Origin of the sequence: Amycolatopsis ultiminotia, assembly GCF_039536925.1 — a bacterium.
Classification (GTDB): domain Bacteria; phylum Actinomycetota; class Actinomycetes; order Mycobacteriales; family Pseudonocardiaceae; genus Amycolatopsis; species Amycolatopsis ultiminotia.
Window position 1 is genome coordinate 58751 of record NZ_BAAAZN010000022.1, and the last position, 14851, is coordinate 73601.

14 protein-coding genes are annotated in these 14851 nt (G+C 69.6%); 10 read left to right on the top strand and 4 right to left on the bottom strand.

Annotated elements, in window-relative coordinates; genetic code table 11:
* Positions 1-11: 11 nt before the first annotated feature.
* Entirely contained in the window at positions 12-2357 is a 2346-nt protein-coding gene (locus ABD793_RS35855) for a penicillin acylase family protein (protein WP_344867841.1), read from the bottom strand.
* A 167-nt stretch (positions 2358-2524) separates the two neighbouring features.
* On the opposite strand from ABD793_RS35855, the gene rlmN reads away from it, so the two are divergent.
* The 8 genes from rlmN to ABD793_RS35895 all read left to right on the top strand — a co-directional run bounded on the left by rlmN (position 2525) and on the right by ABD793_RS35895 (position 10892).
* Positions 2525-3631, top strand: a complete 1107-nt coding sequence (gene rlmN, locus ABD793_RS35860) for a dual-specificity RNA methyltransferase RlmN (RefSeq protein WP_344867843.1) — start codon at positions 2525-2527, stop codon at positions 3629-3631.
* Between the two features lie 274 nt (positions 3632-3905).
* Entirely contained in the window at positions 3906-4679 is a 774-nt protein-coding gene (locus tag ABD793_RS35865) for an oxidoreductase (RefSeq protein ID WP_344867844.1), read from the top strand.
* Positions 4680-4706: 27 nt separating this feature from the next.
* The gene (locus ABD793_RS35870) at positions 4707-5075 is read left to right on the top strand and encodes a VOC family protein (protein ID WP_344867845.1); all 369 of its coding nucleotides are present in this window, start codon (positions 4707-4709) and stop codon (positions 5073-5075) included.
* A 248-nt stretch (positions 5076-5323) separates the two neighbouring features.
* A complete protein-coding gene (locus tag ABD793_RS35875) occupies positions 5324-5554 on the top strand; it encodes a hypothetical protein (RefSeq protein WP_344867933.1) in 231 nt (76 codons plus the stop codon).
* Between the two features lie 466 nt (positions 5555-6020).
* Positions 6021-6830 (top strand): choice-of-anchor P family protein, encoded by an 810-nt coding sequence (locus ABD793_RS35880; protein WP_344867846.1) that lies wholly within the window; start codon positions 6021-6023, stop codon positions 6828-6830.
* Positions 6827-7444 carry a class F sortase gene (locus ABD793_RS35885; protein ID WP_344867847.1) on the top strand — a complete coding sequence of 206 codons (618 nt, stop codon included), beginning with the start codon at positions 6827-6829 and terminating at the stop codon, positions 7442-7444. Before ABD793_RS35880 ends, ABD793_RS35885 begins: the two co-directional genes overlap by 4 nt.
* A 145-nt stretch (positions 7445-7589) precedes the next feature.
* Positions 7590-8984 (top strand): FAD-binding oxidoreductase, encoded by a 1395-nt coding sequence (locus ABD793_RS35890; protein ID WP_344867848.1) that lies wholly within the window; start codon positions 7590-7592, stop codon positions 8982-8984.
* A gap of 132 nt (positions 8985-9116) precedes the next feature.
* Complete coding sequence (locus tag ABD793_RS35895) at positions 9117-10892, top strand: MFS transporter (RefSeq protein ID WP_344867849.1); 1776 nt, start codon at positions 9117-9119, stop codon at positions 10890-10892.
* 64 nt (positions 10893-10956) lie between these two features.
* On the opposite strand, the gene ABD793_RS35900 is transcribed toward ABD793_RS35895, so the two are convergent.
* Positions 10957-11598: a TetR/AcrR family transcriptional regulator gene (locus tag ABD793_RS35900; RefSeq protein WP_344867850.1), complete on the bottom strand. Its 642-nt coding sequence runs from the start codon at positions 11596-11598 to the stop codon at positions 10957-10959.
* 59 nt (positions 11599-11657) lie between these two features.
* Here ABD793_RS35900 and ABD793_RS35905 point away from each other — a divergent pair, with 59 nt between their 5' ends.
* A complete protein-coding gene (locus ABD793_RS35905) occupies positions 11658-12512 on the top strand; it encodes an SDR family NAD(P)-dependent oxidoreductase (protein WP_344867851.1) in 855 nt (284 codons plus the stop codon).
* 6 nt (positions 12513-12518) lie between these two features.
* Here the strand turns inward: ABD793_RS35905 and ABD793_RS35910 are convergent, their stop codons facing one another.
* Entirely contained in the window at positions 12519-13190 is a 672-nt protein-coding gene (locus ABD793_RS35910) for a peptidylprolyl isomerase (protein ID WP_344867852.1), read from the bottom strand.
* 102 nt (positions 13191-13292) lie between these two features.
* Complete coding sequence (locus ABD793_RS35915) at positions 13293-13547, bottom strand: DUF2631 domain-containing protein (protein ID WP_344867853.1); 255 nt, start codon at positions 13545-13547, stop codon at positions 13293-13295.
* A gap of 98 nt (positions 13548-13645) precedes the next feature.
* Here ABD793_RS35915 and dxr point away from each other — a divergent pair, with 98 nt between their 5' ends.
* The gene (gene dxr / locus ABD793_RS35920; RefSeq protein WP_344867854.1) at positions 13646-14851 is read left to right on the top strand and encodes a 1-deoxy-D-xylulose-5-phosphate reductoisomerase; all 1206 of its coding nucleotides are present in this window, start codon (positions 13646-13648) and stop codon (positions 14849-14851) included.

Below are 14851 nucleotides of genomic sequence, written 5' to 3' on the forward strand. Positions count from 1 at the left end.
CGGCCGGGCCGTCACCGTGGCACGAGGCGGATCCTGGTGTCCAGGTGGTGTTCCACCTCGGATCGGCTCGACAACAGCGGGAACGAGCCGCCGGCGGCCCACAGATCGTTGAGGTCCCGGTAGTGCGGGCTGCGTGGATCGCCGGACTGGCCGGGCGCGTTGATCGCCCGCGAGGCGTCCCAGTTGCCCACGTCCAGTGCCATCTTGAAGGTGGCCCCGATGATCTGCTGGTAGGTCAGCGGATGGAAGAAGGACGGGTGGATCGTGGCGTAGTCGCCGCCCATCGGGGTAGGGCCCACGTTCGGGCTGCCGAGCGGGTGGTCGAACTGTGCGTACTGCAGGCCGCCCCAGCGCCACTTCGCCGGGTCTTCCCCGAGTTTCCCTGCCACGTCGCGGAAAGCGAGCGGCAGCGTGTCCAGGATCAGCTTGTCGCGTGCGGCGGCGCCGCCGGTGCCGAACCACGCATCCGGATCGGTGAACGAGTCGATGACCAGGCTGAAGTCGGGATTGATCGTCTGGGACAACACGTCGGCGGCGTCAGCGGGCAACAGGGTGTGTGCCCAGCCGCTGTGCAGGTACTTCATGATCCAGGTCTCGTACAGTGCGGCGGGGGCCGAGTCCACCGACGCCACGCCGTCGTAGCCGCGCAGCAGTTCGAGTGCCTTCGCGGTGTCCGGGTCCGATGAGGACAGTGCTCGTACGAACGGCAGCAGCTGCGTGGCCACCAACGACTTCTCGTCGCGCTGGATGGCGAGGGAATCGTCCACGCTCGCCTGCGGCTCGGACCGGATGAGCTCGTCGATACGTTGTTTGCGGTAGGGCAGCTGCCATTCGTAGTTCGAAACGACCGGATAGCCGGGCGGGAGGTTGAAGTCGTTGGCGGAGGCGAAGAATCCCTCGGGCGGGTTGTGCTGCGCCGGTAGCTCGGAATTGGCGTGGAAACCATCCCATTCGTAACGGCCGTCGCCCGGCACCGGAAGCAGTCCGTCGTAGTCGGTACCGGTGCGCCGCGGGGTCAGCCCGGCGGGGACGTAGCCGATGTCCCCGTGCTTGTCCGCGTAGACGAGGTTCGACCCGGGGGCGCCCCACTTCTGCATGCTCGCGCTGAACTGGCCGAAGTTCTGTGCTCGCTGGTAGTTCAGGCTGCCGAGGTAGGCGGAGCTGCCCGGCTCGGTCCACGCGGTGCGCACGGCGAACGCCTTGTGCGCCTTCTCGTCGATCTTCACGATCGGTCCGTGCCGGGTGAAGTCCAGCTCCTGCTGTACCGCAGCGGCGCCGTGCACCGGGATGGCTTCGGTGACCTTGGTGATCGGTTCCCAGCCGCCGCGGTACCGGTAGCGGCTGTGGTCGGCCGGATCGAGGTCGTAGACGTAGAGGTCGGTCTGGTCGATCGGCAGGTTCGTCAGTCCGAACGCGACAGTCCCGTTGTGCCCGATGGCGATGCCGGGGTTCCACGGCTCGCCCGCACCGGTGAGGTTCAGCCCCGGCGCGGACAGCTGCGCCACGTACCGGCCGGACGGCAGCGCGTCGGCGCCGCGGTGCGGATCGTTGGCGAGGATCGGACGGCCGGTCGCGGTGCGGCCGGGACCGACTGCCCAGGAGTTGCTGCCGCTGGTGGCGTCCGCGATGTCCTTCGTCGTGGTCACGCCCTTCGGGAAGGTCACCGCCGCAGTGGCCTTGTCGTACACCGAAAGCACGTCCGCCGGCACCGAACACGGGTCGAGCCCGGCGGGAACCTTCGCCTCGTGGTCCGGGTGCAGGCTGCGCAGGTACCGGCTCGCGCCCTCCCCGGCGGCGCAGACCATCCGCGCGCGGGCCACCTCCCACATCAGGTTCTCGCCGATCGCGTGCGTGCGGATGCGCACCACGTCCTCCGGGCGCCAGTGCGCGGGCTGATAGCCGAGCGTGCGGAACTCGGGTGGGACGGACTCCGGATGCTTGCCGAGCCAGTCGATGTAGCCGTTGATGCCCTCGGCGAAACGGGTCGCGGCCAGTTTGGCCTCCGGTCCGTAGGAGGCCCATTCGGCCTGCATGTCACCGCGGTAGAGGAACAGCCGGGCGGCCCGGTCCTGCTCCACATAGGACGGTCCGAGCACCTCGCTGAGCAGGCCGAGCCCGCGCCTGCGCCAGGTGTCGAGCTGGAACAGCCGGTCCCGTGCGACGGTGAAGCCCTGTGCGAAGAACAGATCGCGGGTGTCGGCGGCGTACACGTGCGGCACGCCCCATTCGTCGACCAGCAGATCGACCGGCCGGGCCAGCCCGTCCACCGCGATCGTGGCGCCGGTACCCGTGGCCGCGGCCGGTGCCGTGCCGAGCAGCAGGAGAACCAGCATCGCGACGGCTGTTCTGGAACGCATGAGCCCACCCCCGGGAGACGTGCCTACGTTCGGGACGCTAAACCGGGCAGCGCCGCGGCCCCACCCCTGAACCGGGCGTTCAGGGGGTGTCCGGACGCGGCGGCGCATCCCGGGCGGGGTGGTCCGGCTGCCTGGCACCGTGGCCGGTATGGGATACTGAGCAGGTCATGACTGCCCTCCCTTTGGTTTTCGACGCGCCCAAGCGCGGCCTCCCGCCGCGCCACCTCGCCGACCTCACCGCCGCCGAGCGGGCCGAGGCCGTCGTCGAACTGGGGGAGAAGGCGTTCCGCGCGAAGCAGTTGTCGAACCACTACTTCTCGCGGCTGACCGTCGACCCGGCGGAGATGACCGACATCCCGGCCGCCGCGCGGGAACGTCTGGTGGCCGACCTGATGCCGTCCCTGCTCACCGAGGTACGCGCGCTGGCCGCGGACGGCGGTGCGACCCGCAAGACGCTGTGGCGCGCGCACGACGGGACGCTGCTGGAAAGCGTCCTCATGCGGTATCCGGACCGGGCCACGCTGTGCATCTCCAGTCAGGCGGGCTGCGGGATGGCCTGCCCGTTCTGCGCGACCGGCCAGGGCGGCCTCGACCGGAACCTGTCCACCGCGGAGATCGTCGACCAGGTCCGTTCCGCGGCCGCGGTCATGCGCGACGGCAAGCTGCCCGGCGGTCCGGGACGGCTGTCGAACATCGTTTTCATGGGCATGGGTGAACCGCTCGCGAACTACCGGCGGGTGGTCTCGGCGGTGCGGCGGATCACCGATCCCGCGCCGGGCGGTCTCGGCATCGGCCAGCGTTCGGTGACGGTGTCGACGGTGGGGCTGGCGCCCGCGATTCGGAAGCTGGCGGACGAGAAGATGCAGGTGCGGCTGGCGGTGTCGTTGCACACGCCGGACGACGAGCTGCGCGACACCTTGGTGCCGGTGAACAACCGCTGGTCGGTGGACGAGGTGCTCTCGGCGGCGCGGTACTACGCGGACACGTCCGGGCGCCGGGTGTCGATCGAGTACGCGTTGATCCGGGACATCAACGACCAGCCGTGGCGGGCGGAGCTTTTGGCGAAGCGGCTGCGTAAGCACCTGGGCCAGCTGGTGCATGTGAACGTGATCCCGCTGAACCCCACGCCGGGGTCGAAGTGGGACGCGTCGCCGAAGCCGGTGGAGCGGGAGTTCGTGCGGCTGGTGAACGCCGGTGGGGTGGCATGCACCGTGCGCGACACCCGTGGTCAGGAAATCGCCGCGGCCTGCGGGCAGTTGGCCGCCGAAGCGTAACGGCTTCGCACGCCGCACAAGGCTGAGCAGCCGGCGCTCCAACGGGAGCGCTTCGAGTCCTCTTTGCAGTCCCGGACCGGTGCAGCTCGCGCACGGGCTGCCGGTTCGGTACCAGCACTCCGATTCCTCCACGTCAGCCCGCCTCGGCGGGCGGACGGTGTCTCGGCTTGTCGTGAACGTGATGACCGCAACAGATCTGCTTAAGGTGAGTCTGACTCCGTTTGTGTAAGGTTACCGGAGTCTGGTTCACCTTATTGCGGAAGAGGCGCGTGCCATGTCCGGATCAGCAGAGCGGCTGGAAGGGCTGCGGGTGCTGGTCACCGGCGGCAGCCGTGGTATCGGGGAGGCGACCGTCCGGCGGTTCGCAGCCGCAGGCGCGAGCGTGCTCACCGCGTCCCGTTCCGCGCCCGCCGACGATCTGCCCGCCACGTTCATCGCCGCGGATCTGGCGTCCGAGCGCGGTGTCGCCGAGCTCGGACGGCGAGTCGTCGATGCCGTCGGCGGCGTGGACGTGCTGGTCGACAACGCAGCCGCGGCAAGTGCCCCGGCGCCGACCCTCGAACGGTCCGACGAATCGTGGCTGGCGGATCTCGACCTGAACCTCCTGAGCGCGGTTCGGCTCGACCGCGCCCTCGTGCCCGGCATGGTGGAGCGGGGATCCGGCGTGGTCGTGCACGTCTCGTCGATCGCCAGCCGGTTGCCGCAGCGGGCCGAGGCGTCCTATGCCGCGGCCAAGGCAGCGTTGAACACCTACAGCCGCGAACTGGCGACCGAGGTCGGCAAGCACGGGGTGCGGGTGGTGTGCGTCCTGCCGGGATTCGTGGTCACCGACGGTGCGCTGGCCCACCTCAAGCACCTGGCCGACGAGCAGGGCGTGCATGTCGACGAGGTGAAACAGCAGATCGTCGACCACCTGGACGTGCCCATGGGCAGGCCGGGCGATCCCGGTGACGTGGCGGAGATGATCGCATTCCTCGCTTCCGGGCGCGCCAAGTGGCTCACCGGGGCGGAATTCCGGGTCGACGGCGGAATCATCCCCGCGCTGTGACCGGCGCTTTCGAATCCGGAGGCAACGATGAACACGACCCTGCTCTCCCTGGTGCTCGACGCCGCTGAACCCGACGCCGAAAGTGCGTTCTGGCACCGGCTGCTGGGTGGCTCGCTCAGCACGACCGACAGCCACCACTTCCTGCAGGTCGAAGGAATGCCCGTGCTCGTCGTCCAGCGGGTTCCCGGCCACCTGCCGCCGGACTGGCCGGACGGTGGCGACCAGCAGATGCATTTCGACCTGCGCACGGACGACCCGGCCGCGACGGACCGGCTGGCGGTCGAGGCAGGCGGCCGACGGCTGCGGCCCGCGCCCGGCGTCGACCTGGAACAGCACCCCGGTGCCCTGGTCTACGCCAGCCCGGCCGGACACCCGTTCTGCGTCCGGCCGGCGTGACGACGCCGGGTACCGGCAAGGAGCAGTGCTTCTCCCGCCGGGGCGCAGGTGGCTGCTCATCTCCCCCCTGTTGTCCGGCGCCGGTATCGCCTGCGCTGCGCTTACCTCGCTGATCACCGCGCACAGCCACCGCGATGGGCTCCCCGGGGCGAGCGGCAGGCGGTGCCGCCCTCGGCGGGGGTACGCGATTTGCACCGTCCCCTCCCGTCCGGACCTGATCTACGCTGGAGAGCGTGGTTCCCGGGAACATGACCGACGAAGAGCTGCTCATCGAGTTCGCGCTCACGAGGATGGACAACCCCGGACTCGAGCTGGAGGACGTCGCCTCGCTCGTGGTCCGGCGCGTGGGGCCGGAGCGCATGCTGGACTTCGCCGCGCGCAACCTCGCCGCGCGCGGGGAGCTGCGAGGTGCGGTCTTCGAATCGGCCGTCGAACACGTATTGCGCGTGGTCCTGACGTTGCGCGGACCGGCCGACTGAGGCACGGACAATTCGACGGCGCGCGGCGAAGGGAACCGTGCGATCCGGTACCACAGTTCCATTGTGGACATTTTCCGGCCGGGCCTGCAGTGCGGGACGAATTCCCTGGAGGTGGCCGCGAGCGTGACGCCCAGCTGACGCACGGTATCCGCAGCCCTCCGTTTGCAGGATCACCTAACCGGGTTGGCGGACTGGCAACCGGGTGGTCTGGCCGGCAATTCGGTGGCAGTGCGTGAGAAACCGCAGGTTGCGAGCGCGCGTTACATACCTCTTTAGTGGTGAAATTGTGGAATTGCGGTCACTGCGGTGCGGTGTTTGCCGGACGGTCCCGGCTGATCTTGTTTTGCGTTGCCCGAGGCTCTTGATAATGTCGCGTCCTCGCCGGTGATCGCCAGTTGCGGCCGATCACGCGCGGATTCGGGGATTCGCGGGCGGTTCCCAACTTGTCTGTTCGAAAGGACAATTCATGCGTTCTGCCCTGCTGCGTGGACGGACCGTCGCGGTCGCCGTTCCCGCACTGGCCCTGCTCGCCACCGTCGCCCCCTCGGCGGTCGCCGACGAAGCGCCCGCCGGATCGGCCTACGGCGCGTCGGCCTCGGTCTCGCTGCTGCCCGGTGTGCTGGGAGACAAGGGAATCTCGGTGGAGACCGGCAAGCTCGCCCGGTCGTCCACCGCGGGCCCGGAGTCGGCGCAGGTGGTGGACGTCCCGCTGAAGGGCCTGATCACCGCCAAGGCGATCAGCAGTTCGGCCAAGGAGGACGGCCCGGTCACCGCGAAGGCCGCGATCGTCGACGCTGCGCTCCCGGTGCTCGCCCCGCTCGCCGGCAGCACGCCGAAGGCCGGCGTGATCAGTTCCGAGTGCACCTCCACACCGGAGGGCATCACCGCCTCGTCCAAGCTGGTCGGTCTCGACCTCGGCAAGATCGGTGACCTGCCGGTCGGTACCTCGCCGAACCAGAAGATCGGCGTGCCGGGGGTGCTGCAGGTGATCGTGAACGAGCAGATCAAGCACTCCGACGGCAGCCTCACGGTCAACGCGCTGCACGTGAAACTCCTCGGCGGCAAGAAGACCGGCGCACTCGGCAGTGGCGACATCGTGCTTGCCTCCGCCACCTGCGCCAAGGTCGCCGGCACGACCACCCCGCCGCCGACCTCGCCCAGCCGGCCGACCTCGCCCGCGCAACCGCCCGCAGAAGGCCCCGGCCAGGTGAGCGTCGTGCCCGCCGGTGCACCGGAGACCGGGGACGGTTCGCTGGCCACTGTGGCCGCCCGGTGAGGCAGTCCCGGTGTGCCGGTGACCGCCCGCGGCGGTCCCGGTTCGGGCGGTGGGCCCTGCTGCTGGCGCTCGTCGCCAACCTCGCGCTGGTCGGTTGCGGATCGTCCACGCCGGCGCCGGCCGCTGCGCCTGTTCCGTCGTCCGCGGCCGCGGTCGGGCTGACGAAGTCGGAGCCGGTGTCGGTCGACGTGCCGAGCATCGACGCGCATTCGTCGCTGGTCTCGCTCGGCCTCAACGCGGACAAGACGGTGCAGGTGCCGCCGGTGGACCAGCCACTGCAGGCCGGGTGGTACCGCTACGGCCCCACACCCGGCGAAGTCGGTCCGGCAGTGGTGCTCGGCCACATCGACGGCAACCACCGGAAGGGCATCTTCTGGCGGCTGCACGAGGTGAAGAAGGGGGACGAGGTCGTGATCGGGCGCAAGGACGGGTCGAAGGCCACCTTCACCGTCACGCGCGTGGACCAGATCGCGAAGAAGACGTTTCCCACCGAAGCGGTGTACGGCAACACCACCGACCCGCAGATCCGGCTGATCACCTGTGGCGGTGCGTTCGATCCGGCGGCGCACAGCTACCTCGACAACATCATCGTGTACGGCACGCTCGACACCTGAGCAGCCACCCCGGAACCGGGGCCCCGCCGTCCTGCGCTCGGGCAGGACGGCGGGGCCCTGCCGTCGTTTCCGCCGGTCCGCCGGTGCCGGTGTTCGGGCGGCCCGGCCTAACCTGGCGGGACGACCGAACGCGAACGGAGCGCTCATGCTGATCGACGACCTGCGTGCAGTCCTGCCGGAAGACCGGGTCACGGCCGATCCGGACGTGCTCCGGAGCTACGCGCACGACGAGGCGGAGTGGGCGCCCTACACCGAACCGGCGGTGGTCGTCCGCCCGCGCTCGGCCGAAGAGGTGCAGGCGACCGTGCGGCAGTGCCTGGCCAACGGGGTTCCGCTGGTCCCGCGCGGTGCAGGCACCGGGCTGTCCGGCGGGGCGAACGCCGTCGCCGGATGCGTTGTGCTGGTCACCGACCGGATGACCGAGATCAAGGAGATCGACCCGGTGGAGCGGCTGGCCGTGGTGGCTCCGGGGGTGGTCAACGACGACCTGCGCGCGGCGTGTGCCGGGCACGGCCTCTGGTACCCGCCCGATCCGGCCAGTTCGCCGTGGTCGACGATCGGCGGCAACGTGGCCACCAACGCGGGCGGGGTCTGCTGCGTGAAGTACGGCGTGACCCGCGACTACGTGCTCGGCCTGCAGGTGGTGACCGGCACCGGTGAGCTCGTCCGGCTGGGCAGGCGCACCGCGAAAGGCGTGGCAGGCTACGACCTCGCCGGGCTGATGGTCGGCTCCGAGGGCACCCTCGGGGTGATCACCGAGATCACCGTGCGGCTGCGCGCGCAGCGCTCACCGGAGGCGACGGTCGCCGGGTACTTCGATTCGACTGTTGCGGCAGGCGAGGCCGCCGCGGCGATCCGGGCGGCCGGCATCGTGCCGTCCGCGCTCGAACTGGTCGACCGGCACTGTCTTGCCGCCGTCGACGCCTGGAAGAACATGGGCCTGTCCGCCGACGCCGACGTGGTGCTGCTCGGCCGCAGCGACGCGCCGGGCGCGGCGGGGGAGCACGAGGCCGCGGTGATGCTGGAGTGCTTCGAGAAGGCCGGCGCCACCTTTGCCGTGCAGTCCTCGGACCAGACCGAGGCCGACGCCCTGTTCGCCGCCCGCAGGCTGGCCTACCCGGCGCTGGAGCGGCTGGGCCCGGTGCTCACCGAGGACGTCTGCGTGCCCACCCATCTGGTCCCGGAGATGCTCGCGCGGATCGAGACCGCCGCCGAGCGGCACGACACGCAGATCGCGAACATCGCGCACATCGGCGACGGCAACCTGCACCCGCTGCTGATCACCCCGGCCGGCGACGACGCCGCCCGGCGCCGCGCGCAGGCCGCGTTCGACGACATCGTCGCCGATGCGCTCGCCCTCGGCGGCACCGTCACCGGCGAGCACGGGGTGGGACTGCTCAAACAGCCGGGCCTCGCCGAGGAGCTGGGACCGGCCGTGCTCGAGCTGCACCACGCGGTCAAGAACGCGCTCGACCCGCACCGGATCCTCAACCCGGGCAAGGTGTTCCCGGATGTCCGGGGGGTTAACTCGGACGAGTGAAGGTAAATAATCCACAAAGGACAGTCAAGCGATTGTGACCCGTGTCTCGCAACCGTTTCCGAAAGTTGCTTGTCTAACGCAAGCAACTTGCTTAGCCTAGCTAAGGGAACGCAACGAGAGAGGTCTTCGACTGTGGCGGAGCGCAGGACTTATTCGATCGCGGAGCTGGGGCCGCGGTACAAGTGGATCGCGCTGTCCAACACGACGCTGGGCATGCTGATCGCGACGATCAACTCGTCGATCGTGCTGATCGCACTGCCCGACATCTTCAAGGGCATCGGGATCAACCCCCTGGAGCCGTCGAACACCAGCTATCTGCTGTGGATGATCATGGGCTTCCTCGTGGTCACCGCGGTGCTGGTGGTGGCGTTCGGGCGGCTCGGCGACATGTACGGCAGGGCCCGGATGTACAATCTCGGGTTCGCGGTGTTCACGGTCTCGTCGATCATGCTGGCCGTCACGTGGTTCGACGGCAGCGCGGCCGCGCTGTGGCTGATCGGCTGGCGGATCGTGCAGGGCGTCGGCGGTGCCTTCCTGATGGCCAACTCCTCGGCCATCCTCACCGACGCGTTCCCGTCCAACCAGCGTGGTCTCGCGCTCGGCATGAACGGCGTCGCGGCCATCGCCGGCTCGTTCCTCGGGCTCGTGATCGGCGGGGTGCTGGCCCCGATCAACTGGAACCTGGTCTTCCTCGTCTCGGTGCCGATCGGGGTCATCGGCACCGTCTGGGCCTATCTCAAGCTGCACGACACCGGGATCCGCAAGCACGCCAAGATGGACTGGTGGGGCAACATCACCTTCGCCGTCGGCCTGATCGCGGTGCTGGTGGGCATCACCTACGGCATCCAGCCCTACGGCACCTCGGCCACCGGCTGGGGCAGCCCGATGGTGCTGTCCTGCCTGATCGGCGGCATCGCGGTGCTGATCGCCTTCGTGGTGATCGAGACGAAGGTGGACAACCCGCTGTTCCGGCTCTCGCTGTTCCGGATCCGCTCGTTCAGCTGGGGCAACCTGGCCAACCTCACCGCGTCGCTCGGCCGTGGTGGCCTGCAGTTCATCCTGATCATCTGGCTGCAGGGCATCTGGCTGCCGCAGCACGGCTACACCTTCGAGCAGACGCCGCTGTGGGCGGGCATCTACATGCTGCCGATGACGATCGGCTTCCTGGCGTCCGCGCCGACCGCGGGCATCCTGTCCGACCGCATCGGCAGCCGGGCGCTGGCCTCCAGCGGACTGGTGATCACCGCGGCGACCTTCCTGCTGCTGATCCTGCTGCCGGTGAACTTCAACTACTGGGCGTTCGCGGCGATCCTGCTGATCAACGGCATCGGCATGGGCATGTTCTCCTCGCCGAACCGGGCCGAGGTGATGAACAGCCTGCCCGCGGACTCCCGTGGGTCCGGCGCGGGCATGATGACCACCTTCCAGAACGCCGCCATGGTGCTGTCCATCGGGTTCTTCTTCAGCCTGATCATCGCCGGGCTGTCGAGCAGTCTGCCGTCCGCGATGGCGCAGGGCCTCACCTCGCACGGGGTGCCGGCCGGCTCGGCCGACCAGATCGCGCACCTGCCTGCGGTCGCCGTGCTGTTCGCCGCGTTCCTCGGCTACAACCCGATCCAGCAGCTGCTCGGCGGTCAGCTGAGCAGCCTGCCGCCGGACCAGGCCTCGTTCCTGACCGGGCGCAGCTTCTTCCCGAACCTGATCTCCGGGCCGTTCCAGGACGGGCTCGCGGTCGCCTTCGGGTTCGCCATCGTGGTCTGCCTGATCGGCGCCATCGCGTCGCTGCTGACGACCGACCCGAAGAAGAAGCCCGCCGATCCGGAGTCGGTCGGCGAGGAACTGGCCGCCGTGTCCGGCGAATCGGGCGGCGGGCCGAGCGAGCTGGTGTCCCCGCGCGCTGATCGGTAACCAGGCCGAACTGGGTGCACGGGCCGCCTCGGGGTTTCCCCGGGGCGGCCCTTTTCCGTGCTGGTCAACGGCTGCCGGTCAGCAGTGCGGTCAGGATGCTGGTCAGCCGCGGTTCGACTGCCACGACGGCGTGGGCCAGTTCGGGGTGTTGTTCGTAGAGTTCCCGCAGCTTGGTGCCGGGAGCGGCCATTTGCCAGAGCGCGCCGGCCATGCCGGTGGCGGTGGCGATGACGTCGGAGGCTGCCTGCTCGTCGATTCCGGCCGCGGTGCGGAGGCGCGCGGCGATTCCGGCGACTTCGCCGAGTACTGCGGTCTTGAATTCGAACGCCGTGTCGAGCGAGACGTTGCGTTCGAGGTTCAGCGGCGCCTGGGCGAGCAGGTCGCAGAACAGTGGCCGGGCCACCAGTGTCCGTGCGAGAACCCCGGCGATCTGCCGGGGCTCGGCGGGTTCACCCAGCTCCGCGGCGATCGCGGTGGCCCATTCGTGCCAGCCTTCGGCGGTGAGCGTCAGGAAGATCTGCTCCCGCGTTTCGAAGTAGCGCAGCATCGCGGACTTGTGCATGCCCACCGCGGCGGCGATGTCGGTGAGGGTGACTTCACGAACGCTGCGCTCGGTGCCCAGTTCGCGTGCCGCCTCGACGATCGCACGCTCACGCTGCTGTTTCGCCGCCGCGCTGCGGGCGCGCTGGGGACCGGCCGGGCTCATGACGCGGATCATAACACAACCACGTTGCACTAATAATGAAACGGTGTTGTACTAAGTGCATGACTACTACTTGGTTCATCACCGGTTCGTCTCGCGGCTTCGGACGTGCGCTTGCCGTTGCGGCGCTGGCGGCCGGTGATCAGGTCGTCGCCACGGCGCGCAAGCCGGAGCAGCTGGACGACCTCGTGCGGCAGTACGGCGACCGCGTGCTGCCGGTGCGGCTCGACGTCACCGATCGCGCGGCCGCGGTGGCTGCCGTGGAGGCGGCATGCGCGCGATTCGACGGGATCGACGTCGTGGTGAACAACGCCGGCTACGCGAACGTCGCTTCCGTGGAGCACATGGCCGAGGACGATTTCCGCCGGCAGTTCGACACGAACTTCTGGGGCGTGTACCACGTCTGCCTCGCTGCGCTCCCGGTGCTGAAAGCCAAGGGTGCGGGCACGATCGTCCAGTTCTCCTCGATCGGCGGCCGGGTCGGCGGCAGCCCCGGCCTCGGCTCCTACCAGGCGGCGAAGTTCGCCGTGGACGGGTTCACCCGGGTGCTGGCTGCCGAGACCGCGCCGCTCGGGATCCGGTTCCTGGTGGTGGAACCGGGTGGATTCGACACCGATTGGGCCGGTTCGTCCATGCAGATCCACGACATCGCGCCGGAGTACCGGCAGACCGTCGGCGCGATGGCCGATCTGCGGGGCCGGTCGCGTGCCGCGGGCGATCCCGAGCGGGCGGGCGAGATCCTGGTCCGCGTGGTGAAGCGGGAGGACCTGCCCTCGCACCTCGTGCTCGGGGCCGGCGCGGTCGAGATGGCGCAGCGCTATTCGCGTGGCCAGCTCGAAGAGGCGGCCAGGTGGGCAGCGGTCAGCCGGTCCGCCGACTTCGGCCAGGACTATCCGGCCGGTCTTCCGGTCGGCTGAGGAAGGTCAACGCCCGAAACCGGCGCGTTCGATCTGCACCGGATGCGCCGGTGCGCCGTCCAGCGGTCCGTCCGGGTCGGTGGGGATGATGCCGTCCGCCACCATCCGGTCGATCGCGTCGAGTCCGCGGATCACCTTCCCCAGCACCGAGTACTGCGCCGGGATGTGCGCGAACGAGTGCACGATGAAGAACTCCGATCCGTTCGTGCCGGGGCCCTGGTTGCCCATCGCGATCGTGCCGCGCTCGTAGGTCTCCTTGCCGGACACCTCGTCGGGGAATCCGTAGCCCGGACCGCCCTTCTCGACCTCCTTGAGGTCGCCGCACTGCAGCACGCCGAGACGTTCCGAATCGGTCAGCCGCCAGCACTGGCTGTGGTCGTAGAAGTGCTGCAGGACCAGGCTGGCCATGTTCGCCACCGCGCACGGGGCCGCTCCGCCGCGGTCGAGCGCCACGGTAACCGGGCCGTAGTTGAAGTGGAAGGTCACCTCCACCGTGCCGTGCGTGAGGGCCAGCGGCAGCGGACGCAGCACCGGACGCGCGGCGGGGTTGTCCGGGGTCGGCGTGAACTCGCAGCGGACCACCGGTGCAGACGGAGCCGGCGCGGCCGAAGCGGGCGCCGCGGTGAGCACCGAAGTGGCGAAAACGGCGAGGGCGAGCGCGGCCCAACGTGGCTTCATGGACCCGCAAACTAGCGAATGCAGTGGTCCTTGCGCCAGCTCTGTACACCGGTGACCCGCGGTGCGCTCCGCCCCGATCGCTCGGACCGGACGGCGGCGCAGTTACTTGCGCCAGGCGGTGCGGCGGCGGCGCAGATCGAGCACCAGTGCCAGCACGATGACCGCGGCGAGCCCGATCAGCCAGACGTTCTCGGTGTTGTTCTCGTGGTTGCCCTTGAGCATCAGCAGCAGGATGACCGCGCTCACCCAGCCCGCGATGCGGGTGGCCTTCGGGAACGAGCCGTGCCAGCCCCATGCGGCGGACGGTTCGTCGCGCGGGTCGACCTCGGGGCGCTTCTCGATCGCCTTGCCTGCCACGACCACTCCTTCGGGCCCACCGGACGTTGTGCCCTCGAATGATCCCATACGGCCGGGTGCTCCGCGGAGACGGCCCGCGCAGGCGATAATGACTCTCGATGACTACCTCGCGAAGCGTTCTCGTGCTGGGCTCGACCGGGTCCGTCGGGGCCCAGGCACTCGACGTCGCCGCCCGTAACCCGCACCTGTTCACCGTCGCCGGCATTGCCGCGGGCGGTTCCGATCCGGCGGCGCTGGCCGCGCAGGCGCTCGCGCACGACGTGACCGCAGTCGCCGTGACCAAGCCCACGGTGGTCGAGGATCTGCAGCTCGCGCTGTACGCCGAGGCGCAGCGTCGCGGTTATGCGAAGGGGGAGTTCCGCCTCCCGCGCATCCTCGCCGGTTCCGACGCCGTGGCGCAGCTGATCGACACGGTGGAAGTCGACGTGGTGCTCAACGCGCTGCCCGGTTCGCAGGGACTCGACCCGACGCTGCGCGCGCTCGCCACCGGCGCCACGCTCGCGCTGGCCAACAAGGAATCGCTGATCGCCGGCGGCCCGCTGGTGCTCGCCGCGGCCAAACCCGGCCAGATCGTGCCGGTCGATTCCGAGCATTCGGCCATCGCGCAGGCACTGCGGTCCGGGCGGGAACAGGAGGTGGCCCGGCTGGTGCTCACCGCGTCCGGCGGCCCGTTCCGCGGCCGCAAGCGCGCCGACCTGGCCGAGGTCACCGTCGAACAGGCGATGGCGCATCCGACCTGGTCGATGGGACCGCTGATCACGATCAACTCGGCGACGCTGATCAACAAGGGCCTGGAGCTGATCGAAGCGGCGTTGCTGTTCGGCATCGAACCCGCGCGGATCGACGTGACCGTGCACGCCCAGTCGATCGTGCACTCGATGGTGACCTTCGCCGACGGTTCCACGATCGCGCAGGCGAGCCCGCCGGACATGCGGCTGCCGATCGCGCTCGCGTTGAACTGGCCGGACCGGGTGCCGGGGGCGGCCGCGGCCTGCACCTGGGACACCGCCGCGAGCTGGACCTTCGAACCGCTGGACAACGAGGCGTTCCCGGCGGTGGAACTGGCCCGTGCGGCCGGTGCCGCGGGCGGCTGCCTGCCCGCGGTCTACAACGCGGCGAACGAGGAGGCGGTGGCCGCCTTCCTCGCGCAGAACGCCGGTTTCACCTCGATTGTGGACACTGTTTCGCAGGTGGTGGAAGCTGCCGACGAATGGCGTCGCGAGCCTCGCGACGTCGAAGATGTACTCGCCGCCGAGCGCTGGGCTCGCGCGCGCGCCGGAACGATGCTCGGTAAGGGGAAGTAG